This is a genomic window from Sorangium aterium (genome assembly GCF_028368935.1).
GTDB lineage: Bacteria > Myxococcota_A > Polyangia > Polyangiales > Polyangiaceae > Sorangium > Sorangium atrum.
The window spans coordinates 2,201,764-2,228,696 of the sequence record NZ_JAQNDK010000002.1 but is presented as its reverse complement, the minus strand read 5'-3'; the positions used below and the strand labels follow the sequence as shown (position 1 = coordinate 2,228,696).

14 protein-coding genes are annotated in these 26,933 nt (G+C 73.8%); 6 read left to right on the top strand and 8 right to left on the bottom strand.

Annotation, left to right across the window (positions count from 1 at the left end; translation table 11 throughout):
- Nucleotides 1-32: 32 nt before the first annotated feature.
- Complete coding sequence (cysS, locus tag POL72_RS23340) at nucleotides 33-1,604, bottom strand: cysteine--tRNA ligase (protein ID WP_272097722.1); 1,572 nt, start codon at nucleotides 1,602-1,604, stop codon at nucleotides 33-35.
- 63 nt (nucleotides 1,605-1,667) lie between these two features.
- On the opposite strand from cysS, the gene POL72_RS23335 reads away from it, so the two are divergent.
- From POL72_RS23335 to POL72_RS23315, 5 genes are all read left to right on the top strand, one after another.
- Nucleotides 1,668-2,438, top strand: a complete 771-nt coding sequence (locus POL72_RS23335) for a rhomboid family intramembrane serine protease (protein ID WP_272097721.1) — start codon at nucleotides 1,668-1,670, stop codon at nucleotides 2,436-2,438.
- Between the two features lie 175 nt (nucleotides 2,439-2,613).
- A complete protein-coding gene (locus POL72_RS23330) occupies nucleotides 2,614-3,174 on the top strand; it encodes a hypothetical protein (RefSeq protein ID WP_272097720.1) in 561 nt (186 codons plus the stop codon).
- Entirely contained in the window at nucleotides 3,164-4,138 is a 975-nt protein-coding gene (locus tag POL72_RS23325; protein WP_272097719.1) for an MlaE family ABC transporter permease, read from the top strand. The genes POL72_RS23330 and POL72_RS23325 overlap by 11 nt, the downstream gene beginning before the upstream one ends.
- Nucleotides 4,139-4,164: 26 nt before the next feature.
- Nucleotides 4,165-4,632, top strand: a complete 468-nt coding sequence (locus POL72_RS23320) for a hypothetical protein (RefSeq protein ID WP_272097718.1) — start codon at nucleotides 4,165-4,167, stop codon at nucleotides 4,630-4,632.
- Between the two features lie 96 nt (nucleotides 4,633-4,728).
- Nucleotides 4,729-6,387 (top strand): phytoene desaturase family protein, encoded by a 1,659-nt coding sequence (locus tag POL72_RS23315; protein WP_272097717.1) that lies wholly within the window; start codon nucleotides 4,729-4,731, stop codon nucleotides 6,385-6,387.
- 37 nt (nucleotides 6,388-6,424) lie between these two features.
- Here POL72_RS23315 and POL72_RS23310 read toward each other — a convergent pair whose 3' ends face one another.
- From POL72_RS23310 to POL72_RS23290, 5 genes are all read right to left on the bottom strand, one after another.
- A complete protein-coding gene (locus POL72_RS23310; RefSeq protein WP_272097716.1) occupies nucleotides 6,425-6,841 on the bottom strand; it encodes a YkgJ family cysteine cluster protein in 417 nt (138 codons plus the stop codon).
- A 256-nt stretch (nucleotides 6,842-7,097) separates the two neighbouring features.
- Entirely contained in the window at nucleotides 7,098-13,109 is a 6,012-nt protein-coding gene (locus POL72_RS23305) for a tetratricopeptide repeat protein (protein ID WP_272097715.1), read from the bottom strand.
- Nucleotides 13,106-17,878, bottom strand: coding sequence for a hypothetical protein (locus tag POL72_RS23300; protein ID WP_272097714.1), 4,773 nt, complete (start codon nucleotides 17,876-17,878; stop codon nucleotides 13,106-13,108). The genes POL72_RS23305 and POL72_RS23300 overlap by 4 nt, the downstream gene beginning before the upstream one ends.
- 337 nt (nucleotides 17,879-18,215) lie before the next feature.
- The gene (locus POL72_RS23295) at nucleotides 18,216-18,512 is read right to left on the bottom strand and encodes a polyhydroxyalkanoic acid system family protein (protein ID WP_272097713.1); all 297 of its coding nucleotides are present in this window, start codon (nucleotides 18,510-18,512) and stop codon (nucleotides 18,216-18,218) included.
- A 56-nt stretch (nucleotides 18,513-18,568) separates the two neighbouring features.
- Nucleotides 18,569-19,168: a peptidyl-prolyl cis-trans isomerase gene (locus POL72_RS23290; protein WP_272097712.1), complete on the bottom strand. Its 600-nt coding sequence runs from the start codon at nucleotides 19,166-19,168 to the stop codon at nucleotides 18,569-18,571.
- A 382-nt stretch (nucleotides 19,169-19,550) separates the two neighbouring features.
- On the opposite strand from POL72_RS23290, the gene POL72_RS23285 reads away from it, so the two are divergent.
- The gene (locus POL72_RS23285; protein ID WP_272097711.1) at nucleotides 19,551-23,891 is read left to right on the top strand and encodes a tetratricopeptide repeat protein; all 4,341 of its coding nucleotides are present in this window, start codon (nucleotides 19,551-19,553) and stop codon (nucleotides 23,889-23,891) included.
- Between the two features lie 142 nt (nucleotides 23,892-24,033).
- Here POL72_RS23285 and POL72_RS23280 read toward each other — a convergent pair whose 3' ends face one another.
- A complete protein-coding gene (locus tag POL72_RS23280; RefSeq protein ID WP_272097710.1) occupies nucleotides 24,034-25,539 on the bottom strand; it encodes a serine/threonine-protein kinase in 1,506 nt (501 codons plus the stop codon).
- A gap of 188 nt (nucleotides 25,540-25,727) precedes the next feature.
- The gene (locus tag POL72_RS23275; protein ID WP_272097709.1) at nucleotides 25,728-26,873 is read right to left on the bottom strand and encodes a tetratricopeptide repeat protein; all 1,146 of its coding nucleotides are present in this window, start codon (nucleotides 26,871-26,873) and stop codon (nucleotides 25,728-25,730) included.
- Nucleotides 26,874-26,933: the final 60 nt, after the last annotated feature.

The window sequence follows — 26,933 nt, the reverse complement described above, 5'->3', positions numbered from 1 at the left end:
TCAGCCGTGGGACGCGCACGGCGCGGCTCGCCTCAGGCGCCCACCCGGAATGTCGTGCCGGTGGGAGAGTCGGCGACCTCGATGCCGTCGCGCTCGAGCTCCTTCCGGAGGGCGTCGCCCCGCGCGAAGTCCTTCGCGGCGCGCGCCGCGGCGCGCTCGGCGAGCTTCGCCTCGATCGCCTGCCGGGTCGTGCCGAGGAGCCCGAGGCGCTGCTCCTGCGTGCGGGCCTGGTAGACCGGCGACGGCGTCTGCAGCAGGCCGAGGGCGTCGAGCGAGGACCGCAGGGCCGCGTGGAGGCGGCGCGCGAGCGGCGGGGCGGCGCTGGCGACGTCCTGGTCCTTCCCCCGCCGCTGCGCGACGTCGGCGAGCTCGTTGGCGGCCTTGGCGACCTCGGCGATGATCGAGAGCACGACGGGGGTGTTGAGGTCGTCGTCGAGCGCGGCGGCGGTGCGGCCCGACGCGCCGTCCGCGAGCGCGGCGAGCGCCGCGAACCCCTTCGGGAGCCGCGCCGGCAGCTCCTGCGCGGCTCCCTCGCCGGCGGCGGGCGGGCCGGCGAGCGCGGACAGTCGATCGAGCGTCGCATACAGGTAGTCGACGCGGCGCTCGGCCTCGACAACGCCGGGGAAGATGACGCGGCCGTCGTCGCGCTTGTGGGTGTCGAACTCGAGCGGGCCCCGGTAGTGGACCGTGAGCAGGAAGTAGCGGAGCGCCTCCGGGTCGTTGCGCGCGTAGACGTCGCGGAGCTTGACGAAGTTGCCGAGCGACTTCGCCATCTTCTCCTTGTCGACGTTGACGAAGCCGTTGTGGATCCAGATCGAGGCGAGCGGCGCCTCGTCCGGATGGGCGGCCTCGCTCTGGGCGATCTCGTTCTCGTGATGGGGAAAGACGAGATCCATGCCGCCGCAGTGGACGTCGAAGCCGGCCCCGAGGTAGCGGCCCGCCATGGCGGAGCACTCGATGTGCCACCCGGGGCGCCCCTTGCCCCACGGGCTGTCCCAGCCCCACCCGCCGGGGGCGACCCCCTTCCAGAGCGCGAAGTCGAGCGGGTCGCGCTTGTCCTCGCACGGACCGACGCGCGCGCCGACCCGCAGCTCGTCGAGGTTGCGCTTCGAGAGCTTGCCGTAGGAGGGGAAGCTGCGGACGGAGTAATACACGTCGCGAACGCCGGGCGCGTCTCCGGGGCGCTCGACGACATAGGCCGCGCCTCGCTCGATCAGCCGCTCGACGAGGGCGATGACCTCCGGGATGTGCTCCGAGACCTTCGGCTCGACGTCGGGCGCCAGACAGCCGAGGGCGGCGACGTCCTCCTGGTACAGGCGAGCCATCCGCGCCGACAGGTCCATGGGCGGCTCGCCGGACTCGGCCGACCGCTGGAGGATCTTGTCGTCGACGTCCGTGACGTTTCGAACGTAGGCGACGCGGAGGCCGCGCGCCCTCAGGTGGCGGACGAGGATATCCGGGGCGAGCGCGGCGCGGCCGTGCCCCACGTGCGCGACGTCGTAGGTCGTGGGGCCGCAGCAGTACATGCGGACCTCGCCAGGCCGCCGCGGGGCGAGCGGGGCGAGCTTCTGGGTCAGCGTGTCGTGGAGGCGCAGGGCGGACATCGGCCGGGGGTCTATCAAGGCAGGCGGATGCTGTCACGGGCCCGCGTGCTTAAGGTGATCGCGATGCTGCCCCTCCGTGACCAACTGCCCACCCGAAAGACGCCGATCGTCAACTACCTGCTGATCGCGCTCAACATCCTCGGCTTCTTCTGGATGCGGTCGCTGATCACGGGCGGGTTCCCGCCCGACCGGCTGCTCTCGGCGTGGGGCCTCGTCCCCCGGCAGTTCCTGGAAGCGCCGGGCGACGCGTGGTGGACGGTCTTCAGCAGCATGTTCCTGCACGATCCGACGGGCTGGGCCCACCTCGGCGGGAACATGCTGTTCCTCTGGATCTTCGGCGACAACGTCGAGGACGCGCTGGGCAGCGCCCGCTACGCGGCGTTCTATGTGCTGTCCGGGATCGCCGCCGCGGGCGCGCAGATCGTCATCGATCCCGGCTCGACGATCCCGATGGTGGGCGCCTCGGGCGCGATCTCGGGCGTTCTGGCCGCGTACGCGTCGCTCTACCCGCGATCGCCGATCACGGTGCTGAACCCGATCTTCCTCCTGTGGTTCATCTTCGGGCTGTTCCTCGAGCTCCCGGCGTGGCTGGTCATCCTCGCGTACTTCGTGGTGAACCTGCTGAACGGGCTCGGCTCCATCGGCGTGAGCGGCGGCGGCGTGGCGTTCTTCGCGCACCTCGGGGGGTTCGTCGCCGGGCTCTTCCTCGTCCGCGTCTTCATGACGGGGCGCCCCCGGCGCGAGCACGAGCGCTGGCAGCAGTTTCGCCCCCGGCGCCCCGCTGCCCGCCGGGCCGCGCCGTGGGACGCGCCGCGGCGGCGGGATTCCTGGTAGCGGTGACGCTCGGCCAGGAGCGCCCCGAGGCGCGGCCAGGAGCGACCCGAGGTGCGGCGCGCCGTACGCGGCGCGCGGCGAAAAGGCCGGTGAGATCCGAAGGATCTCGCCCGAACGGCCGGGCTGCTCGTGGTTCGCCCAGGATGCAAAAGCGTGATAGCGTCGGCCCGCAGCGATGCGACGACCCCTTCGAAGGCGCCTCACCGCCGCGGGTTCTGCGGGCGAGGCGGCGGACCCCCGAGCCTGGCTCCTCGCCGTCGCGATCGCGCTCGCCGGCTGTGGAGGGCCGTCGTTCGACGGAACGGTCTACCGCGGCACGGACGTGGCGTTCCGTGTGCCCCCGGCGCCGGCGAGCTGGAAGCGGCTCGGGGTGTCGGACGCCGCGGTGGCGTACCGCGACGACACGAACGGGGCGACGATCGCCCTCAACGGGCGCTGCCGGAACGAGGAGGACGTCCCGCTCGTCTCGCTGACCAACCACCTCTTCCTGCACTTCACCGAGCGCGAGGTGCTGAAGCAGGAGGTCGTGCCGTTCGACGGCCGCGAGGCGATGCACACCGTCATGTCGGCGAAGCTCGACGGGGTGCCGAAGGTCTTCGACATCTGGGTGCTCAAGAAGAACGGCTGCGTCTACGACATGCTCCTCATCGCCGATCCCGCCCGCTACGCCGCCAGCGAGCCGGCGTTCACACGGATGGTCCGCGGCTTCTCGACCCTGTCGACCGATGACGACTGATCGCAAACGGCTCCTGGCGGCGCCGCCGCCCGCCTCGAACAGCCCGCCGGCCGCCTCCTCCGGCGTGGGCTCGACCAGCGTGCCCCCGCAGAGCCAGCAGCCGAAGCCGACCAGCGTGCCCCCGCAGAGCCTGCCCCCGCAGAGCCTGCCGCCGAACAGCCTGCCCGGTCCACAGCTCCCCCCGCTCCTCGCCCGGCTCAACGAGACCGCGGTCGCGTTCGTCGAGCACCTCGGGCAGTTCGGGCGGATGACCTGGGGGGCGCTCAAGTCGATGTTCGAGCGGCCGCTCGAGATCCGCTCGACCCTCTATCAGATGGAGGCGCTCGGCGTCCGCTCGGCCGCCATCGCGTCGGTGACGGCGCTGTTCGTCGGGATGGTCATGGCGGTGCAGTTCGCCATCGGCCTGCAGAAGTTCGGCGGCATGGAGTACACGGGCCGCATCATCGGCCTGTCCTTCTCGCGCGAGCTGGCGCCGACGCTGACGGCGGTGATCGTCGGCGGCCGCATCGGCGCCGGCATCGCGGCCGAGGTCGGGTCGATGGCCGTCACCGAGCAGATCGACGCGATCCGCGCCCTCGGCGCCAGCCCGGTGAAGAAGCTCGTCCTGCCGCGGCTGCTCGCGAGCGTCGTGGTGATGCCCGTGCTCGGCGCGTTCGCGCTCGTGCTGGGCTTCGGCGGGGCGATGCTGGTCTGCGCGACCGAGTTCGGCATCCCCGCCGGCTTCTTCCTGAGGACGGCGCTCGGCTCCGTCACGTTCATGGATTACTTCAGCGGGATGTACAAGACGCCCTTCTTCGGGGCGATCATCGCGCTCGTCGGGTGCCACTTCGGGCTGATCACGCGGGGCGGAACGGAGGGCGTCGGCCACGCGACCACGCGCACGGTGGTGGTGACGTCGATCGCCATCCTGATCGCCGACTTCTTCCTGACCAAGATGTCCATCCTGCTCTTCCCGACCCGGTGAGCAGGGGCGGTCCGGGAGGCGCCCAGATGCCGCCGCCGACGTCGCAGCGAACGCTGGCCGGGCTCCTGCCGGTGCTGCTGGCCGGGGTGCTGTTCGGCGTGCCGCTCGGGGTGACCGCGTGCCAGGGGGACGCCGGGAGGGAGGGCGGGGTCGCGGAGGCGAGCGACGGCGGCGCCGCGCTGCCGGAGGGCGCGCCGGCGCCGCGGCGGCCGACGCGGCACTACCACCTCCGCCGGACGGACGACGGCTGCGAGCTCTTCTGGATCGACGGGGACCTCGTCTCCGCGTCCCAGGCGGTCGTGTGCCCGCCCGACCTCGAGGTGGGCGAGCGCCTCCGCCTGACCGGCAAGACATGCCTCCGCGAGTCGGCGCAGACCCCCGCGCGCGCCGTGCCCGTCGTCTGCCCGCTGCCGCTCGTGAACATGGAGAAGGCGGACAGGGCGCCGCCCGACGCCGGAGCGCCGCCCGACGGCGGCAAGCGAGGCGGCGGGTAACGGCGCGCAAGCGACCGGCGAGAGGCGGGGCCATCGAGGGCACGAGCGCGCACCCGATCACGCCCCTGGAGCATCGCAGTCCAGGGGGGTAGCGTCATGCGGCACGCAGATACCGTCGTGATCGGATCGGGCGCCGGCGGCCTCACTGCGGCGCTCGCGCTGGCGCGCGCGGGGCAGAAGGTGCTCGTCGTCGAGCAGCACTACCTCCCCGGCGGGTGGACCCACAGCTTCTCGTTGAACGGGTATCTGTTCAGCCCGGGCGTCCATTATATCGGCGGGCTCGGCCCGGGGGGCGCCGTGCGGCGGCTCTACGAGGGGCTCGGGCTCTCGGGAGATCTCGAGTTCTGCGAGCTCAACCCGGACGGGCTCGATCACCTGATCATCGGCGACGAGCGGCTCGACGTGCCCAAGGGCCTCGATCGGCTGATCGCCCGGCTCACGGCGCGGTTCCCGCGCGAGGCCGCGGGGATAGCGCGGTACTTCCGTGTGCTGCGCGGGGTCAACGACGATCTCGGGCGCCTCGAGGAGACGCTCGAGTTCCCGAGGGTGCTGCTCGCGCCGTTCAAGGTGCCGAGCCTCGTGCGCTGGGGCCTCCGCACGCAGGAGGATCTGCTGGACGCGACGATCCGCGATCCCCTGCTGCGCGCGTTCCTGTCGGCGCAGGGGGGCGATCACGGCCTCTCGCCGTCGCGCGTGGCGCTGCCGGTCCACGCGGGGATCGTCTGCCATTACATGGACGGCGGGTACTACCCGCGCGGAGGCGCGAAGCGCATCCCGCTCGCGATGATCAGGGCCCTTCGCCGGCTCGGCGGGCAGGTGCGGACGCGCGCGCGGGTGAAGAGGATCCTCGTCGAGCGAGGGAGAGCGGCCGGCGTCGAGCTGGAGGGGGGAGAGGTCCTGCGCGCGGCGAGCGTCGTCTCGAACGCGGACCCGGCGATCACCTATGGAGAGCTGCTGCCGCCCGAGCTGACCGCCCGCGAGCGCCGCAAGGTCCAGCGGATGGAGTACTCGGTGAGCCTGCTCAGCGTGTTCTGCGCGGTGGACATGGACCTCCGGTCGATGGGTTACGACTCGGGCAACTACTGGTGGTACCGCGGGCAAGACGTGGGGCGCCTCTACGAGCGCATGGAGCACCAGCTGCCGAGCGGGGCGGTGGACGGGCTGTTCCTGACCATCACGACGCTGAAGGACCCGGGCCACCCGACCCGGGGCAACCACCACACGATCGAGATGTTCACGTTCGTGCCCCACGGCCCCTTCACGCGCTGGGAGAAGACCCGCACGGGCGAGCGAGGGGCGGAGTACGAGGCGTTCAAGGAGTCGATCGGAGATCAGATGATCGCGGCGGCGGAGAACGTCATCCCGGGCATCTCGCGCGCGCTCGTGTTCCGCTCGGTGGCGACGCCGCTGACCAACGACTTCTACTGCGCCTCGCACCGCGGCGCCGCCTACGGCACCGCCAAGACGAGGTGGCAGCTCGGCCCGCTGTCGTTCTCGATCGGGACGAGGATCCCGGGGCTGTACCAGTGCGGCGCCAGCACGCTGAGCCACGGGGTGGCAGGCGCCGCGATGTCGGGCCTCATCGCCGCGCAGCGGATCACGGGCGCGGCGCGCACGGAGGATCTGCTCGGGCCGGCCGACGGCTCGCTGCGGATCTACCCCGCCGATCGGCCGGAGGAGTGGCTTCACGAGCGGAGGAAGGCGAGCGCGGCGGCGCAGGCGGACACGGGCGACGAGCGGCCCGAGTGGACGTGAGGGGACGCGAGCCGCGCTCGAGCCGCGTTATCGACGGCTAACCGGCCGGCGTCCTGGACCGGAACGTGATCTGCACGAGCGGCATCACGTCGGGATCGTCCTGCGTCTCCCGCTCGAACTGGAGCACGTCGTAGTAGCCGCACCGCGGCCTGCCCGGGTAATCGCGGCAGACCTCGGGCCGGGCCTCGTAGATGGTGCAGCCGCGGGTCGTGAGATCGAGGAAGCGGCAGACGCGGCCGAGCACCGGATCCGACTGCCGCCGGAGGATGCGCTCTTCGTTGTAGCGCTTCGTGAAGCGCGCCTCGGCGGCCTCGAGCGTGAGGCCGAAATGGCGGGCGAGCCGCCGCAGATCGCGCGGCGTCACCTCGACCCGCTCGTAGATGGAGCAGCAGTACGCCGGGCACTTCGAGCAATCGTAAGAGACGCGGGGCTTGGCCTTGAGGGTCGTCGTCATGGATCGTGGGGGGACGTGCAGCCGATGTCGGGGCGGAGAGGCCGAGCGCTCGCTGGCGGGCAGCGGAGCATACGCGGCCGAGCAAGCCTCCGCGACGGCGAAGTGCTCGCCGCGACGCGCGCTCAACATAGCGCCACGGCGCAATCCTGCGATGGGAACGCGATGAGAACGCGTCAGGAACGCGATGCGCGATGACGGTGTGACGATGACGCGATGAGGCGCGGGCGGCGCGTAGCGCACGGGCGCCCGCCCGCCTTCACTCGTTGAACCCGAGTTGCTCCCGCGCCTCGGTCAGGCCGTCGCTCACGGCGAAGACGATGAGGTCGCGCGCCTCCGCGTTGCGCCCGATCCAGGTGACGCGGTCCTTGCCCGCGGCGGGCGGCGCGTTCGTGTTGCCGCCGGACCAGGCGATGCCCGTGAGGACGACGTTGATGTCGCCCACGGCGAGGAACGCGGCGCGGTTCCCCCAGCCGTTGATCGCGGTGTTCAACGTCGAGGCGCGGTTGCCGATCGAGCCGATGACGTCGGCGGCGAGCACGCTGATCTTCGGATCCACGCCGCCCGCCATCACCCGCTCGATGCGGCCGTGGTACTCGCGCAGGCGCCCGGCGTCCGCGCCCTGCGGCGACCACGTCGGGACGAACGCCTTCAGGTAAGCCGCGAGCAGCGGCCAGAGATCGATCGGCGCCGTCCGCGAGAAGGCCGAGGCGTTGGTCTGGAGGATCTTGACGGCGCGGTGGATGAGGGCGAGCCGGACGTCCTCGCGCGGCGAGGTGACGAGGGCCTGGCCGAGGACGATCTTGGGCGGGCTCGTGGACGCCGGCACGCAGACGGCGCCGAGCGCGCCCGTCATGAAGACCTGCAGGTTGGGGAGGCCGTACGCCGCGCCGACGCCGCGCGCGAGATCGGTGATCTCGGCGTGCTGGGGCGGCAGCGGCGTCGCGCGGATAGAGTCGAGATCGAACGGCACCGCGGCGTCGAGCAGCGGGCCCGTCTTGAGCAGGAGCTCCCGGAACGCCGGGGTCATGAGCTCCGGCGCGAGGTGGGCGTCGAGGCGGGCGGCGCCGGCGGCGTTGCCCGCGCCGCCCATCGCGGCGTCGCGGCCGTCGAGCGCGTCGACCGTCGCGCGCGCGATCCTCGCGGCGCCGGCGCGGCCGCGGAGCTCCGCGACCGTCGCGACCGTCGAGAAGAGGTAGGGCTCGAAGCGGCCGGTGTTGAGCGCGCGGCGCGCGTCGGCGAGCGCGCGATCGAGCAGGGTCGCCGCCGCGGAGGCCTGCTCGGTGCGCTGGTAGTAGCGGGCCAGCGCGCCGAGCGCGAAGTCGTCCTTCGGCCACGTCTTGCGGGCCGTGAGCAGCGTGGCCTCGGCCTTCTTCGCGTCCCCCATCGCCTCGTAGATCTCGGCGAGCTCCGCGGTGCGGCGGCACTTCTGCTCGGGCGCCTCGGCGGCGTTGATGAGGAGGTTCTGCTGCTCGAGCGCGCGGGCGCCGTCGCCAGCGCGCTTGTAGAGCGAGACGAGGCGCTCGCGCGCGCTCACGTCGCCCGGCGAGCGCTTCAGGATCTCCTGGTAGGCGAGCTCGGCGCGCTCCGCGTTCGGCAGGTGCTCGTCGTAGAGCTCGCCGAGGCGGAGGTAGATCGCGACCTGCTTCGCGGGCTCGGGCACGAGGCGCGCGAGGCGGATCCACGCCTGCTCGGCGCCGGCCCAGTCGCCCTCGCCGGCGCAGACGTCGGCGAACGCGGACAGGGCCTCGACGTGATCGGGGTTCGCGTCGAGCGCGGCGGCGAGCGCGCGCTTCGCGGCCGCCGCGTCGCCGACGTCGGCGAGCGCCCGGCCGCGCAGGACCTCCATCTCGACCCGCTCGGCGGGATCGGTCACCGCCTCGAGGCGGCGCTCGAGGAGCGCGGCGAGCTCGGCGCGCGCCCCCTCGGCGATGTAGATGGCCCTGAGCCGCGCGAAGACGTCGGCGTACGACGGATCGACCGTGGCGACCGCCTCGAGGACGTCGCGCGCCCGCGCGACGTTCTGGACCTTGTCCTGCCAGAGGACGGCCGCGGCGTAGAGCGAGTGCGCGCGCCCCTCGGGGCCGACGCTCGCGCCCGCGGCGGACTCGAGCGCCGCGGCGGCGGCCGCCGGGTCGCCGCCGCGATCGAGCGCGTCGGCGAGGTCGAGGTGCGCGACGAGGTAGTGCGGGACGAGCGTGATCGCGTGCCGGAAGAAGGCGACGGCGTCCTCGATCGAGCCGGCCAGCAGGGCGTCCCTGGCGGCGCGCACCGAGAGGGCCGCGGCCTCGGACGGGCGATCGGTGCGCTCGATGAGCTGGCGATCCGCCTCGATCGCGAGGGCGTGATCCGCCTTCGCGCGGGCCTGGGCGGCCATCTGGCGCAGCGCCCAGATGCCGCGGGGCTCGTTCCTGTACGCGATCTGGACCGGCTCGAGCGCCTCCTCCCACGGGAGCACGCGCAGGCGCAGCCGCGCCGACAGGAGCGCGTGGGCGATCGCCTCCGGGCCGTCGAGGACACGCGCGATCTCGAGGGCGATCGGCTCGAGCTCCTCGTCGCGGCCCTCGCCGATGAGGTAGGAGGCGACGCGGCGGAGCGTCGGCAGGTGGTGCGGCGTCTCCTCCAGGATGGAGCGGCGCCACAGCAGGGCGCTGCCGGCGTCCTTGCGCCCTTGCTCGTCGAGCTCCGCGAGGCGCTCGTAGATGTCGAGGCGCTCCGCCGCGTCCGCCGCCTCGCGAGCGCGCGGGATCAGGGCGTCGACGAGCTCTCCTGTGCCGTGGCCCGCGACGGCCGCGCGGTAGAGGGCGATCGGCGCGAGCGCCGTGTCCCCGGCGGCGATCGCCTGGCGGGCGCACGCGGCGGCCTGCGCGAGATCGCCGGCGCGCTCGTGGTCGAGGGCGGCCTCGAGCGCGAGGCGAGCGGCCTCGATGCCCGCGGCGGCGCGGTCGCCGCCGCCGTCGCCGCCCTCACCCTCGCTCTGGAGGGCGCGCAGGAGCTCGGCGGCGCGCTCGGCGCGCCAGGAGGCGCGGTCGGCGGGCGGCTCCGGCGCGAGCCGCTCGAAGAGCTCGCGCAGGCCGATGTCCTGCGGGCGCGAGCGGTGCGCCGTCTCGAGGAGCGACGCGGCGGCCGCGGGGTCGGCCTCGGCGACGAGGAGCGCCTCGCGGACGAGATCGTGGGCCCGCTCGAGGGGATCGGCGGCGCCCTCGCGGCGGGTCCTGAGCCACTCGAGGAGGCCGTCGCGGTCCACCCGGGCGCGCGCGCTCCGCTCGCCGAGGTGGAGCGCGACGGGGAGCTTCGGATCGATCTGCGCGGCGCGCGAGAGCAGGCGCTCGCCCTCCTCGTTGTCGCCGCCGTCGAGCAGGCGGATCGCCGCCTCGGTGACGAGCACCGCGGCCCGCGGCCCCTCGTCGAGCGTGAGCGCGTGCTCCGCGAGGATGCGGGCCGCGCCGACGCCGCTCTCCTGGGCGGCGCGGGCGCGCGCGGCGCCCTCGTGCTGCGGGTCCGCGGCGCGGGCGCGATCGAGATCGCCCATCGCCGCGCGCTGATCGCCCGCGATCTCCGCGAGGACGGCGGCGGCGAGCGCGCCGTCGCGCTCGGACGCGACCTCGCGCAGCGACGCCACGGCCCTGGCGACGCGGGCGCCGCGATCGCCGTCGAGATCGAGCTCGAGCGCGAGGGCCCGGAAGAGCGGGCTCTCCGGCGCGGTGTCGCCGTAGGTGACGACCGCGCGGGAGAAGGCGTCGCTCGCGTCGACGCCGCCCTCCGCCGGGACGGCCTCGCGCGAGAGCGCGCGGCCGAGGGCCGCGGCGGCGCGGGCCCTCGGGCCGCCGAGGGGGCGCACGCCCCGCGACGCGGGCGCGCCGTCCGCGGAGGCCACCGCGCCGTCGCCGCCGGCGTCGCTCAGGGCGGCGCTCGCCGCGGCGCAGAGCGGCGCGAAGTCGGGATCGTCGGCGAGGGCGTCCAGCCACGGGTCGATCTCGCCCGCGGCGCCGCCGGCGAGCGCCGAGAGGACGATGCGATCGGCCGGCGAGAAGGCGCCGCCGGCGTCGCCGTCGTCGAGCGTCGCGTCGCGCACGGCGGCGGCGTCGCCGAGCTCGATCGCCTGCGCCGCGAGGGCGCGGCGCGCCTGGCCGCCGTGCGAGCCGGAGGCGACGCTGCGGAGCGCGCCGAGCGACGCCGGGCGGGTCTCCTTGCGCGCGGCGCTCAGCGCGGCGGTGAGCCACGCGACGGCGGGCGCGAGCGAGGTGCCACGCAGGGGATCGAGGCTCGCGAGGCCCTCGGCGAGGTCGCCGGCGCGGAGCAGGGCGCGGGCGCGGAGCAGCGCCTCGTACGGCGTGGCGGAGGCGGCGCGGCCGCGCGCCGGCCGCGCCGCGCCGCGGTGCGCTGCGACCTGAGCGCTCGCCGCGGCGAGCGGCGCGAGCTCGGGCGCCTCGGGGAGGCGGAACTTCGCGATCACGGCGGAGGCCGCCGCGTCCGAGTCCGGCGCGGCGAGCGCCTCGCAGAAGCGCTGGACGTGCGCGCGCGGATCGGCGGGGTGCGTCCGCGCCGCGAGCTCGAAGCGTTTGTGGGCGCCCTCGGGATCCGCGAGCGGGATGCGGCAGAGCTCCGCGCCGAGCACGAGGTTGTGGCAGCGCGCGGCCGGCGTGCCGAGGACGCGGGTCTCGCTCTCCAGCGCCTCGAGCGCGGCGGGCAGATCCCCCTCGCGCATCAGGAGGCCGCGGAGCTGGCGGTGCGCGAAGATCAGGCTCGGGGCGAGATCGCGCGCCTCGGCGGCGATGGCGCTGGCGGCGGCGTCCTCCCCGGCCATCACGTAGAGCTCGGCGACGGGGAGCAGCGCCCGCGCCCGGGCCGCGGGGTCCTCGATGAGCTCGGCCTCGGAGCGGAGCCATGCGGCGCGCGCCGCCCACACGTCGCGCTGCTGCGACTGGACGAGGATCGCGCTCGCGTCCTGCTCGCCGTCGAACACCGAGGCGGGCGGCGGGATTGACGGCAGCGGCGGGAGGCTCTCCGGCGCGAGGGAAGGAGGCGACGACGGGCCCGCAGGAGGCGCCGACGGGACGCGGGCCGACGACGGCCGCGGCGGCGGCGACGACGGCGCGCGCGGCGACGACGTCGACGTCGGCACGAACGACGGCCGGACGTGGGACGCCGCGAACGGGCGCGACGGCGATGACGCTGCGCGTGGCGACGAGGACGACGGTCGCGGCGGCGACGACGACGGCGCGCGCGGCGACGACGACGACGGCCGCGGCGGCGCGAACGCGACGCCGCTGTCGGGTCTCCGGGTCGCGACGCGCGTCTGCGCGAGATCGTCCTCGAGCTCTTCATCGGTCGGCTCGGGCGGCCCGCTCAGCAGGCTGGACTCGTCCACGAGCTCGCCGGGATCGCTGTCGGCGGCGGCCTGGTCCCAGCGGCTGGTGGAGGCGGACGACTGGCCGGCGTACGGCCGGGTCGTGGGCCCGGGCTCGTCGAGGGCGTTCGTCTCCTCGTCGTCGATGCCGTGCGTCTCCTCGTCGTCGAAGGCGGACGCATCCGCGAACCGGGCGCTGCTGGCGCCGCTGGGCGGCGCGAACTCGAACGGGGAGTCGCCGCCGTCGGGGATGGGCGTCGCGCGGTCGCCCGGCTCGGCGGTGTCCTCCTCGAACACGGGCTCCCGGCGCACGGACGGCGGCGGCAGCGGGGGCGGCGGGGTGGCGGGCTGCGGGCGCGGCGCCGTGAACCTCGCGGACGGGGCCGGAGGCGGGATCCTGGGCGTGCGATCACCGGGCGCGCCGGGCGTGGGCTCGGCGCCGAGCGACGCCTTCACGTCGTCCGGCTTGCCCGAGCGGGGCGGGGCCGCGGGGCGGGGCAGCGACGGGGGGCGCGGCGGCGGGATGGGCGCCGGGGGCCGGCGCGTCCCGTGCAACGCCGGCGCCGAGGTCACGACCCCGTCGTCGGCGTCCTCGGCGCGCTGGTCCTCGAACAGCATGTCGAGCAGCGCGTCGCTCTCTCCGGCGCTCTGCGCGGGCCTCGCGGGCGCGGGCACGTGCTCGCGGGAGAACAGCTGCTTCAGGCCGCCTACGCCGGCGCGCTCGCCCTCCTCGGCGCCGCGGATCGACTGGATCAGCTCTTCGGGGATCTTCGCGAGGAGCGTGGCCTCCTCGACGTCGCCCTCCTCCGAGACCGCCGCGCCGTACATCGCCGGCGGGGGGACCGTGATCTTCTCCTGCGACGGCGCGCCCTCGTCGCCGCCGCCGCCAGAGGAGCTCTTGGATTGCGGATTCTTGCTCACCGGACCCCCATGCCGAGCTTCTTCCGGAGCTCGAGGTAGCTCTGCGAGAGGACGAACGCGACAAGCTGGCGCGCCCGCTCGCTCTCGGCGACGACACCGCCGAGCTGCTCGCGCGGGGTATTGAGGATGTCCGAGAGGACCAGCGAGACGTCGCCGGCGGCGATGACGGCCATGCGGTCGATGCTCCTGCGCGCGGCCTGCGCCCAGCGGAGCGGGTCCTGCTGGCTCGAGACGATGCGCTGGCAGACGTCGGCGATGGCCTTGCGGGTCGCGCGCGACATCTCCTTGTGGATGGCGCGCGAGACCTCGCCGAAGACGGCGTAGGGCGGCTGCGGGACCGTGAAGCCCGCCTCGATGCACGCGGCCGCGACGAGCGAGGCGACGGTGCTGTCGTCCCGCGTCCTGAGCGACGAGATGCCGCGGCGCAGCGCGAACGCCTCGCGCGCGATCGCCGAGCGCGAGGCGGCGTCGAGCGGCGTCGTGATCTCGGGGCCGAGCACGAGCGCCGGCAGCTGGCCATAGACGCCGGTCGCGCCGTGGGGGCTCGGGCCGCCGACGTAGAGCTCGAAGTCCGTCTCGAAGCTGAGCGCCCCCATCCACTCGGCGACCGCCACGCGCAGCGGGTGGCCGCCGCGCGAGTCGATGCGGTCCTTCTTGCCGACGCCGAGCGACACGAGCGAGGGGCCGAGCGCCATGCAGATGGTCTCGGCCATCTTCGCGAACAGCTCGCCGACGGGCCCGGTGTCGAGCGGATCGGCGATGTCGGCCATGGCCTTGGCGTCGAGGGCGATCTGCGGCCGCGCCGGGACGCGGGCGTCGATCTTCCTGAGCTCCGCGGAGATGCCGTCGTCGATGCGGACGAGCGAGACGAGCGCGCCGAGCGTGGCCTGCCGGAGCGCCGCGTCCTGCCCCGCGCCGGCGATCTTCGCGAGGAGCGCGACCCGGTCCGCGTCGATCGGCTCGACCGCGAGCGCCTGGATCAGCGTCGCCTTGGCGCGGCCGAGCACGCGGGTGCGGAACGCGGGCTCGTAGTCCGTCGTGAGGACGAGATCGATCGCCTCGCCGTCGTCCGGCGCCTCTTCGAGGAGCTTCGCCACGGCCCGCTCGGCGCGGCGCGGCGCGCGGAGCTGATCCCTGTAGATGGCCATCGCGAGGCGCGCCGCCTCGATCCGCCCCGCGGGCGTGTCGCGCTCGACCATGAGCTCCTCGAGCAGGCGCGTCGCCTCGTCCCAGGAGCCGACCCGGGCGGCGACGCGGACGAGGCGCTCGCGGACGACGAGCGTCGACAGCCCGGCCCGATGCAGGCCGACCAGCACCTCGAGCGCCCTGTCGTGCTCGCCGAGCTTCTCGTAGGCGTCGACCGCGGTGATCCCCGACATGAGGCGCTGCTCCCCCGGCGCCTTCGCGACGCGCGAGAGCTCGGCGTAGAAGGCGGCCGCCTGGCCGAGGTCGCCCTGCGCCTTCGAGATGTCGGCCGAGAGCGCCAGCGCGCCGATGTGGTCCGGCTCGAGCAGCGTCACGTTCTCGAGCGCGGCGAGCGCGTCGTCGAGCTTGCCCTTCTTGCGGAGCACGCGCGCGCGCTCCCAGAACAGCTTGCAGAGCTCGAGGTCGTTGTCCGCCACGCCGAGCCGCCTCTCGATGATGTCGAGCAGCCGATCGTCCTCGTTGCGCGCGCGGACCCGGCGGAAGAGCCGGTCGAAGGCGACGCCGCGCCGCGGGTCGCGCGAGAACGCGCGATCGAAGGCGATCTCCGCGTCGTCGTGCGCCTCGGTGTGCTGGAGGAGCAGGAGCCCGGCGCTCTCCCAGAACCCCGCGCCGCGCGCGTCGTCCTTGCAGAGCGCCCCGAGCTGCGCCGAGGCGAGCGCCGTCGACACGGGGTCGCGCAGCGCCTCGGACGTCGCGCGGACGCCCTCCCAGGCGGCGACGTCGTCGGGCCGCCGCTCGACGACCGTGCGGAACGCGGCGAGCGCGCGCTCGTGCTCCCCGGCCGCGAAGTCCGACCAGCCCGCGAGGCCGAGCGCGGTGAGCTGCGCGTCCTCGCCGAGCGCGTCCCCGAGCCCGTGCAGCGCCGCGGCGCGGCGCCGCGGATCGCAGCCGGGGAGCGCGAGCTCGAGGTTGGCGAGCTGCGCGGGCGCGTGCTCGCCCGTCAGGAACGGCCGCGGCAGGTTCGGCTGGTCGAGCGCGCCGACGATCGCGGCCGAGGCCTCCATCGCGGCGCGGGCCTCGCCGTCCATGTGCCGCGCGAGCGCGCTCCGCGCGGCCACCTCGGCCTCGCGGTCCTCGGCGCCGAGCGCGGCGCCGAGCCACTCGAGCTCGGCGTGCGGGCTCGGGTCGGCCGCGGCCCACGCCGCCGCGCGCGCCGCGGTGCTCGCGCGATCCTGGTCCAGGGTGCGCGCGAGGCGGAAGCGCTCGGCGTGCGCGATCGTCGCGGCGCCGTCGCCCCGCTCCTCGATGTAGTCGAGCGCGCGCTCGACGGCGCTCCGCTGCTCGAGGGCCGGCTGCCAGAGGAGCCGCCCGAGCGCGGCGGCTAGGGCGAGATCGTCGCTCGCCTGCGACTCCAGCGCCTCGAGCGTCGCGAGCGCCTCGTCGGCGTCGCCGCCCTCGGCCGCGCCGACCTCAAGGCCGAACCGCGACAGCGCGAGCGCCGCCGGGTCCTCGCCCGCCTCGCCCGCGACCTCGAGGGCGCGGCGCCGGCTCTCCAGATCGCTCGCCTCGTGGCCGCGGAGGGCCCAGGTGAGCACCGTCGCGCCAGCCCGCGGCGCCTTGCCGCGCGCCGCCTCGAGCTCCTCGACGGCGCGCCCGCGCTCGCCGGCGCGCCAGAGCAGGATCGCCGCCTCGATGTGCAGCGCCGCCGAGAGATCGGCGTCGTCGATCGCCGCGGCGCAGGCCGAGAGCGTCGCGGCCGCGGCGGTGTGGCTCCCGGCGCGCCGGTGGAGCTCGGCCAGGAACACCGCGATGACCTCGTCGTCCGCGGATCGCTCGAAGAGCGCGCGGAGCCGGCTCCGGGCGCGATCCAGATCGCCGCCGCGCGCGCTGCGCAGGGCAGCGACGAGCCACAGCCCGCGCGCGGTCTCCTCGCCCTCGACCTCGGCGAGCGCCTCGATGACCGTCGGCGAGCGCCGCGGGCCGGCGGCGCCGGGCTCGTCGCCGCGCTCGCGCCGGCTGCGGACGAGATCGACAGCGAAGGCGCCGAGCGCCCGCCCGAGCCACGCGTTCGGCGTGGCGCCGTCGTCCGCGCCGGCGTTGGCGAGCTCGGCGAAGGCGCCCTCGGCGCCGTCCGCGTCCCCGCGGAGGAGGCGGCTCCGGCCGATCTCGAACCACAGGCTCGCCTTCTCGGCCGGGTCGACGCCGGTCGAGAGCAGCCGCTTCGTCGACTCCTCGTACCAGGCCGCGTCGCCGCGGAGCGCCGCGAACGACCGACCGAAGCGCGCGAGCACGCCCGGGTGGACGCCGGCCATGCCCGCCTGCGACAGGGCCGCCTTCGCCGCGCCGACGTCGTCCGTCCGCACCGCCCAGACGTAGGCCGCGAGGAGCATCGCGCGCCCCCTCGCCTCGTCGCTGGCGTACGAGGCCGCCGTCGCCTCGAGCGAGGCCGCGAACGCGGACGGGTCCTGGCCGTCTCCGAGGAGATCGATCTCCAGCGCGCGCGCCGGGATGCACTGCGGGTCGGCCGTGAGCGCGCTCCGGAGCGCCGCGAGCGCGGCCTCGCGATCGCTCGCGAGCGCCGCCGCCTCGGCGACGCGGAGCCACAGGGCCGCGGCGCCGGGCCCGCTCGCGCCGCGCGCGATCTCCTGCTTGGCCAGGCTGGCGGCGGCCTCGGCCTCGCCGGCCGACTCGAGCGCGGCGATGCGCGCCCGGCCGAGCAGCGTCGACTGCGGCAGCCGCTCCGCGGCCCGCTCGAGGAGCGACGCGAAGCCGCCCGTCCCGGCCCGCTGCGTCAGCTCGGCGGCGCGGAGCCACGCGTCGGCCGCGTGCTCCGGCTTGCGCATGTGCCGCGGGACGCCGTTGGCGTCGCCGCTCGCCTCGTCGTCGAGCGCGTCGGCGATGAGCTCCGCCTGCCCCTCGAGGGCGCGCGCGAGCGCGCCGAGGTCCTCCTCGCGCCGGGCGATGACCTCGAGCGCGAGCTGCGACCTGAAGCGCGCCCGCCCCTCGAGCGCGGCGGCCGCGTCGAGCAGCTCGTAGGCGCGCTCCACGTTCTCGGTCGCCGCCGCGAGGTCGGCGAGCTCGATGAAGAGCAGCCCCTTCCACGTCGCGTCCGTCGCGAGCTCCGCGCGGGCCTCGAGGGCGCGCATCCGGCCCGCGAGGTCCCCCTCCTTGGCCGCGATGAGCTCGAGCTCGAGCCACGGGGTCGCGTCCTCCGGGTTGCTGAGCGCCGCCTCTTCGAGCGCCTCCTTGGCCGCCGCGAGGTTCTGCTCGTGGTCCTGGAGGTACGCCGCGCGCTCCCAGAACGAGCGCGCCCGCTCCTCGGGCGTGGCCGCGGCGCGCGTGAGCGCGTCGAGCAGCTTGCCGAGGTTCTTGATGGACTTGCGCCGCGTGAGGATGCGGACCAGCGCCTCGAGCGGCTCGCGGAACTGCGGATCCGCGTTGAACGCGGCGAGGTAGTCGCGCGCCGCCGTGGGCTCCTCGCCGAGCGCCTCCTCGAGCGCGCCCAGCTCGTGCAGCAAGAGCGCCTGGAGCTGCCGCTCCGGTTGCTCGCCCTGCTCCGCGCGGAGCCGCGCGATCAGGGCCGTCATGCTCTCGGCCTGCCCCTCGGGTGCCTGAACCGTCATCTCGCTCGCGACGCCTCCGAACGGGGTCTCATCTGTGCGCACCGCATGACGATGGCGGAGAGTAGCGAACCGAACCTGACGGAGTAAAGCGCGCCGGGCAGGGAGCGGGCTCGAACAGCGTCGGGCGCGCGGTCGAGCACCCAGGCGAGCGCCAGGCCGCGCGCGTCCGTGGGTCGAGCGGCGGACACGAATGTGCGCGCGCCCCGCGCCCGGCGAGGAGATCCGCGGAGCGCGCTGGTCGACCGCGTGCCGCCGGAACCACCGGAAAGCGAAGAACGGTGGGCGCGCTCGCGGGCCCCGCGGCGCGCGGGAGGGGAGGAGGTCGCCCGCTCGCGAGCTAGGCCCTGCCCAGCACGGCGTCGAGCTTGTCGTTGACCTTCGACTCGACCATGCCCTTCATCGCCTTCAGCAGGAACGGGAGGTCGATCTCGACATGGACAGCGGACGCCTCGACGCGCACGAGGCCCTTCGTCCCCTTCGCGGCGCCGCCCGGCGCCTCGAACCGGATGACGTCGCCGTCCCATCGCCACTGGATGCCGAGCTTGTCTTCCATGCCCCGCGCAAGCTCTTCCGCGCGCTTCCTGGCCTCGTCCTTGGTGAGCGCGTGCTGCCGGCGGATGTCGATCGTCGCCATGCGGTATCTCCACTCGTTCGCGTCCGCGGCGACGCGCCGCGCGCGGTACGCTCTACTTACTCGATCCGACGCGCGATCCAAAAGCCGCGCGGCGTGTCGACAGGGCCGCCCACGCCCCCCTTGGGGAGGCTGAACAGCTCGTACTCCGGCGCGGGCTCCAGCACGCCGCGCGGGATGTAGCCGAGGTCGTCGGTCGACCCCTTGTCGCCCTTCTCGATGGCGGCCTTGAAGTCCGTCTTGGCCACCTCGGCGAGCTCCCGGGCGAGCGCCAGCGCGGCGTCCTTGGAGCGCGCGGTCGGCGCCGCGCCCTGCGCGCCGCGGTACTGGATCAGCACGACGCCGAAGCGCACCTTCTTCGGCGCCTCGGCCGGCAGCGAGGGCGGCGCCTCGCCCGAGAGGAGCGTGACGCCCGCGTCGGATCGCCCCGCCGGCTCGGGGCCCCTCTCCTGGACGATGTCCTCTGCGCCGGCGTCGCTCCCCGCGTCGCCGTCGCCCGCCGCGGTCGTCGCAGGCGCGGCGGCGGCGTCGACGGCGTCGGCGCCTGCGTCGGCGGGCGCGCTGGCCGCGCCGCGCCCCTTCGAGCCGCCGTTCGTGATGACGAACGCCAGCGCGCCCGCGAAGAAGAGCGTGTAGATGACCGCCGTCGAGCGCTGCATGGGCGGCAGCGCGTTAGCACAGGTGGAGGACGCTTGGCGAGGCCGCGATGGCGACGCGCCGCCTGCCGGACGGCGTCGCTGCTCCCTCGCCGCCCCCGCGTCCCTCCATCCCCCGCCGTCCCCGGCCGCCCCTCGTCCGCGTGCTGTCCGCTTGCCGTCCGCGTGCTGTCCGCTTGCCGTCCGCTTCCTGCTTCCGGACCAAGCACGCGATATGCCCGAGGAAGTCGCCGATTTGAGGGCAGCCGGAAGAAGAGGCGATCCAAGGACCACAACCCCTGCTAGTAAGGAGAGCGGATGTCGGGGCATCCCGGCCTTTCGCGGGCCGAACGAGCGTGGGGGCGCCTGCGAAGGCACTCGCGGCGCCGGCATCGGGTCGGGAAGCATGATCAAGGTCGAGTGCGACGGGTGCAAATCGCCGTACCAAGTCGACGAGAAGCGTGTCCCCCCTGCGGGGCTCAGGATGCGCTGTCCGAAGTGCGGTACGAGCCTGCTGGTGACCAAGGGGGGCGCGAGCGCAGCGCCTGCGCCGACGCCTGTGCCCACCCCCCCGCCGCGGGCCGGGGCGGGAGGTCTTCAGCTCTCGGAGCGGAGCGCCCCGGCGGGGCCCGAGGACGCCGATCTGCCCGTGGCGGCTCCGGAGGATGTCGCATTCCCCGCCGTCGTGCCTCCACGGCGCCCGGGGCCGGCGGCGGCGCCGGTACCGACGCCGCCGCGCCGCGCGGCGCCCGCGGCGCCCGCGCCGCCTCCTGAGCCCCCGGGGCCGGAGGTCTTCGGCGAGATCGGCCTGCCGGACGTCCCCGATCGCCCTGCGCCGTCCGATCGGCGAAACGCCAAGACCGTGCCGCAGCGGCGCGGCTTTGGCGAGATCGACCTCATGGTCGAGCTCCCGAGCCCGACGGACGTCGAGGTGCAGGGGCTCAACCCGGACGATCTGCCTGTCGTCTACGGCAATGCGCCAGGGGCGTCGGCGCTCCCGGCGCGCTCGCGCGCGGAGTCCCGCACCGCCCCGGCGACGCCGACCGCGTTCTCCGGGGCCGACCTGCCGGCGCGGGTCGAGCCGCATCCTCCGAGCAGCCGGCGCACCCTCGGGTTCGGCGAGCGAGAGTCGGCGCCGGGCGCCCCCTCGGGGCCCGGCGCGCGCGACGCGGGGCTCGGCGCGCGAAACGCCGGGGCCGCCACGCAGCCGCTCGGGCGCGGGCGCACCCGCGGTGCGGCAGACGCGCCCCCGCGCGTGGCCCCGGAGTACGATTTCGGGGACCTGGACGACGACGCGCCCCCGGCTCCTCCGGCGCGCTCCACCGGCGGCTCCATGTCGTTCGGCTTCGGCGAGCTCGAGCTGCCTCTCGAGGGCGACGGCGACTCCGAGCTGCCCTCGGCGTCCTCGGGCGACCTGCCCATCGTCGCCGGCGATCTGCCGAGCTCGGCCCCGGCCGTCATCGGCATGCCCGCTCCGTTCTCGAACACGGGCCTGCCCACGCCGGCTTCCGCGCAGCTTCCCTCGCCGGCTCGCGCCGGGCTCCCGGCCGCGGCCCAGGCGGGCTTCCCCGCCCCGGCCCAAGCGGGCTTCCCCGCCCCGGCCCCCGCGGGCTTCCCCACGAAGGCCACCGGCCCCGCCCTCCCCACGAAGACCGCCGGCTCCGCCCTCCCCACGAAGACCGCCGGCTCCGCCCTCCCCACGAAGGCCACCGGTGCCGGCTCGCCTGCCGGACCAGGGACCATCGTCGGCGCCGAGCTCTTTGACGAGGCCCCGCCGGACTACGACGACTCTCGCGTGGGCGCCGCATTCCAGGCGCCCGGGCCGCGCCCCCTCCCGCCGCAGGCAGCGCCCGAGCCGCCCAGCAGCAGCGCCATGCCGCCGGTCGATTTCGGCGCCGTGCCGCCCGCCGACTTCCTCGCCGCGCCGCCCTCCGACGTCCGCGCCGCGCCCACCACCGGCTTCGGCGCCGCGCCGCCCTCCGACGTCCGCGCCGCGCCCACCACCAGCTTCGGCGCCTCGCCCAACGCAGGCTTCGGCGTCGCCGATTTCGGCGACGAGATCGCGCTCGGCGAGAGCGTCACGCAGCTCGTCCCCGGCGCCGCGCCCGCCCCTTACGATCCGTCCGACCGCTCCGGGAACTTCACGCAATCGCCCGCGGACGCCGACGATCGGGGCATCGAGCTCAGCGAGCCGCACCCCAGCGTCGGGGACGAGGTCGACCTCACCGGCGCGGGCACCGAGATCGGCGACCTGAGCGCCGGTCCCGAGGCGCAGGTCGCGAAGCCCGCGGCGACCACGGAAGCACCGCCGCAAAAGTCGAAGATCAAGCGCTACGTCGTGGCGGCGCTCGCTGTCGCCGCCGTCAGCGGCGGCGCGCTGGCGCTCGTTCCGGACGTCGGCGCCTTCGGCGTGAACCTCATCAGCGACCGGCTCAACGCCTTCGCGCACGAAGGGGCGCTCGCCGAGCTCCGCCAGCGGACCCAGGCGGCCTTCGGCAAGGACACCGCGTCGGCCGCCAACGGAGCGCTGAACGACGCCAACGCCGCGCGCGGCAATGCGCCGCGCCACCGGCCGACCATGGCCTACGCCGCGTACATCGCCTTCGCGCGGAGCATCCGCTTCGGGCACCGGACCGTCGACGACGCCTTCGGCAAGGAGATGCTCACGCTCGCGAGCTCCCATCCGAGCGACCTGCTCTCCCTGGCCGCCGCGGCGCAGGCCGCGGCCAGCGGCGAGCTCCCGCGCGCGCGGCAGGCCGCGCAGGCGCTCGCCGCGCAGCTCAAGGACGACATCGACCTCGCCGTCCTCGCTGCCGAGATCGAGCTCGCCGCCAAGGACGCCCCCAAGGCGATCGCGGCGTGGCAGCACGCGAGCGGCATCCAGAAGAGCGCGCGCACGCTCTACGGCCTGGCCCGGGCGCAGCTCCTCGCCGGGGACGCCGCGGGGGCCGAGGCGAGCGCCCGAGGCGCGCTCGAGGCCTCACCCGACCACGTCGGGGCCCGCACCCTGATCGCGTCGCTCCTCTGGCAGACCCCGGGCCGCGAGCAGGAGGCGCTCGATCTGCTCGGCAAGGTCACCGGCGACGGCCCGATCCGGGCCGCCGCGAGCGACCCCGAGATCGTCGACGCGTACACGCTGCTCGGCGCCATCCACCTTGCGAAGTCGCGCATGAGCGCGGCAGAGCAGGCGTTCGCCGCCGCGGTGAAGCTCGACCCGCAGGCGGTGCGCGCCCTGATCGGCAACGGCGAGGTCCTCTACCGGTCGGGCCGCTACTCCGAGGCGCAGGCGCGCTTCGAGGCCGCGGCCCGCGCCGACGACAAGAACCTCGCCGCGCAGCTCGGCAAGGCGAAGACCTGGCTGGCGCAGGAGCGCATGAAGGAGGCGAAGGACCTCCTGAAGGAGCTGCAGAAGACCCACGCGGCGGCCCCGCAGGTCGCTTACTGGCTCGGGCGCACCGAGCTCGCGCTCGGCAACAAGAAGGACGCGGAGCAGGCGTACCTCGACGCCGTGAAGTCGACCGAGAACCTCCCGGAGGTCGTCGACGCTTACGTGGCGCTGGCGTCGCTCCTGTCCAGCATGGGCCGCAACGAGGCGGCGGCGGAGAAGCTGTCGGAGGCGACGGCGAAGTTCCCGGACCTGCCCGCGCTGCACAAGGCCAAGGCGGAGGTCGCGCTCCAGACCGGACGCTACGACGAAGCCCGGCAGGAGCTCGAGCTCGCGCTCGCGAAGGAGGACGACCTCGGCAGCCAGTTCAAGCTGGGCGTGGCGTACCGTCGCCTGCGCCGGTTCGAGGACGCCGCGAAGGTCTTCGACAAGGTCACGGCGGCCGACAAGGACTACCCGGGCCTCGCGCTCGAGCGCGGGCTCCTGTTCGAGGAGACCGGCCAGAGCGAGCGCGCGCTGGAGATGTACGCCGACGCGCTCCGCAAGGCGCCGAACGACATCGACCTGAAGCTGCGCGTCGGCTCGACCCAGGTCATGGCGGGCCACGCGAGCCAGGCGGAGCCGATCCTGCGCGACGTGCTCAAGGATCGCGCGAACTCCGCCGAGGCGAACCACTTCCTCGGCCGCGCGCTCCTCGTGCGCGGCACGAACATGGCCGAGGCGCTGCGCTTCCTGGAGCGCGCCGCGGAGCTCGACCCGAACCGCGCCGAGTACCACCTGTACGTCGGCTGGGGCGCCAACGAGACGGCCCAGACCGCGCGCGCGGAGATGGCGCTGAGGCGCGCGCTGGAGCTCGACGCGGAGCTCGGCGACGCGTACTGGCAGCGCGGCGTGCTGCTGCAGAAGCAGGGGGCGAGCCGGGACGCGCTGGCGGATCTGAAGATCGCGCTGGAGAAGCGGCCGTCCCGCTACGAGGCCTACGCCACGATGGCGCTCTGCTACCAGGATCAGGGCAACTGGGCGGCGGCGGAGGAGGCGTGGCGCAAGGCGATCGCGGCCAACGACAAGGTCCCCGAGTGGCACTACCGCCTCGGCAAGATCTACGCGTCGCGCGGCAACCGGGCCGGGACCGCGAGCGAGATGGAGCAGGCGGTCACCCTGGGCGAGGCGCCGGACCGCTCGACCCCGCCGTGGCTGTTCGACGCGCACTTCCTCCTCGCCGAGGCGCTCCGCGCGACGAACAACCGCGAGAGGGCCATCCACCACTACGAGCGCTTCCTGGAGACGGCGCCGACCGACAACGCCTACCGGCGCGACGCGGAGCAGGCGCTGGAGAGCCTGGGGGCCGGGAAGGGTCGCTGAGGGAGGCGCTCAGCCCGTGGGAGACAGCGGACCGAATCAAGAAACGCCAGCACGTCAAGGACGCCATCTGAAACCGGGAGTTTTTTCTCGTGGCGTCTCGGCGGTCCCCCTGTCCCTCTCATCAGACAGCCATTCTACGGAGCTAGAAGATACTCCTCTGTTTGCGCACAGCCGTCGCTGATGGCGCGGGCGTAGGCGCAGGTTTCGGCCGTGGAGCGTTGCTCTGTGCTGCCGCAGGCGCAGAGGTTGTTCTGGATGGTGCTGCGGCCGATGCAGCGGAGGGTTTCGCAGCGTTCGAGGGAACTGGCGGAGGACCGGCGGCCGCGGTTGCTATGGGGAGAGGCTCCGGGACGCGTGAAGACGGTGCCGGAGGAGCCGAGGGCGATGAGGTGCTTGCAGATTCTGCAACCGCTTGAGCGCTCGAGGCGCCGTCAGCCTCATGAAACGATGCATCGACCACCCGGCTCTCGTCATGCGCAGGGGTCATGCGCCATAGCATGAAGCCGAGGAGACCGAGGAGGAGCAGCCCGAGAGGCGCGACCGCCAAGGGTAGCAGTCCGCGACGCCGCCGCCTCCAGACACGTGTGGTGTGCGTGGTGGGAGCGCCAGTCGCATTGCCAGGCGGAGCCTGCGGACCACTCCCCTGGCTTTTCACAGGATCCTGTGCCTGGACTGCCTGAGCTCCGGCGCCCTCGATCGGGATCGCCGTCTCGGGAAGCAACCGAGGATGCGACGGCAGACTGGCGCGTGGGCTCGACAGCCCCAGCGCTTCGACGAGAGCGCCGACCGCGGCACGGGCCCCCTCGAACCGGTGCTCGGGGCGCAGAGCCGTGGCGCGGAGGAACCAGGCGTCAAAGGCCGGGGGCAGGAGCACGCCGCGCCACGCCGAGCGCACGCTCGGCGGTTCGAGCGGCCCAGCAAGAATTTTTGATAATACGGGGAAGATGGAAGGCGCCGCTTTCATCTCCGCCGTCCAGTAGGCTTCCCCGGAGAGGACCGCGTGTGCGATGTGACCGAGCGCATACAGGTCGGCACGCGGTCCGATGTCACCATCTCCGCGGATCTGCTCAGGAGACATATAGAGCGGTGTCCCGATAGGCACGGTTCCCTTGGCCTGGCTGCTCTGTGCCGCCACCTTGGCGATGCCGAAATCAAGGATCTTGATGCAAGGCGTTCCGTCGTCGCGCGACGTAACGAACAGATTCTCCGGCTTGAGGTCGCGGTGCACGATGCCCGCTGCGTGGGTCTTCTCGAGGGCGAGCGCAACCTGGAAGAGGTAGGTTACCACCTCCGCCGGCGGAAGCGGTCCGCGTCGCCTCAGCATGCTGCCCAATTCCTCGCCGCGAAGCAGGTCCATCACGAGAAAGGGCATCCTGGAAGATGCATCGATGCCGGCGTCGGAGACCCGGACGATGTGGTCACTCTCCACGCCGCCTGTGATCTTGGCTTCCTGAGCGAAGCGGACGCGCAGGTCGGGATCGTCGACGATACCGGGGAGCATCACCTTGAGGGCCCTGCGGCTGTGCGTGACGGTGTCCAGCACCTCGTAGACCGCGCCCATCGCGCCGGCCTTGATGCAACGGACAACCTCATATCTTCCGCAGAAGAGGGCGCCGGGATGCAGGACGGAGAAGTGCGAAGGCTCCATAGGTGCTCCAGGAGACACGATGTTCAGCCGGTACAAGCAGCGCCCTGTCCTGAGTCATCGACCCGTGGCATGCAGGGCACGTGCGATGGAGATAGAGACAGCCGAGATCCAAGCGCGGCCGAGTCGATGTGCGACTGCAGCAGCGCAGCGGTTCGTGATGAGAGACAGCAGCCGACGTGGAGCATCGGTCACCACCTCAGCTGCGCCGAGACGCCCTGCGGGTTGAGCAAGATGTTGGCGCTCGAGCCGCTGGGACCGGTCGCGAGGACCAGAACACCACCAGTTGCCAACAGTACCCCGCTGGTCGCCAAGGTGATAAGCGATGCGGTGCCTAGCGCGTTCCCCTTGTCTTCCACCCTGAGCGAGATCGTGCCGAGTACCGTCCCCACGAAAGCGCCTGCACCCCCGAAGCCCAAGGCAATGGTGCCCAGTGCACGCTGACGCGATTGAATTCCGTCCTCATTATGACGAGCCGTGACGCCTACCCGCTTGGTCAACGGAGTGGCCGGCTGTGCCGCGCTCTGAGTAACCATCCCCTGGCTCTTACCTTGCTGCGCCACGCCCTGGCGCGCCGTGCCCGGTGGCGATACGCCCGGCTGCGCAGCGCTCGCAGAAGCGGTCCCTTCCTGAGCCGTCCCTGCTCGCGAGTTCGGCGGCGGCACTCCTGAAGCACCAGCGCCGGTGCTCGCTGGCGATCCACCGGCATTACTCCCGGAGCTTGCGGACGAACCAGTCGTCGGAGCGTCCACATCGATCGGCTGTGGGCTACCACCTGACTGTAGCGTGATGCTTTTACGCCACGGCAGCCTTCCTCGTGCTGTCGCCACCACGACGTGCTCCCCGCGCGCGACGGCCATCGGTGCTCCCCAGCGCGAAAGTTCCACGCGAGCGCCGTCGAGCGCGATCTCCAGATCGGGCGAGGAACGGACGTCATCGGACACGTTCAATACGATCTTCGCGACCTTCGGATCGAGGTCGACCATACAACGCTCCGCATCCTGTGCCCGTTTGCCGTTCTTTGCCTTTAATGCCGCGAGCTTGGTGTCAAAACACGTCTGCCACGCACGTGGGAAGTCACCCATGCCTTCGTAGCATTCCGCGAGCGCCAAACGGGCGCCGAATCCGTCCGGTTGATACTCGACTACGTGTTCCAGCTTCGGACAGGCCGCCTGGAATTGGCCGGCCTCCATTTCTGCGACGGCTTGATTAAAGAGTTGCTGTATTTGCTGACTGACCTTCGTCCCGGAAGCCTGGGCGTGTGCACGGAAGGGGACGAGCACCACGGGAAGGAGGGAGGCGACCACGAGGAGGAAGGCTGCAGCGGGAAATCGCACGGGCTACTCTGCTTTCCAGGCAAATCTCAGGTCAGCGACGGATCCCGGAGACCGCCGCGT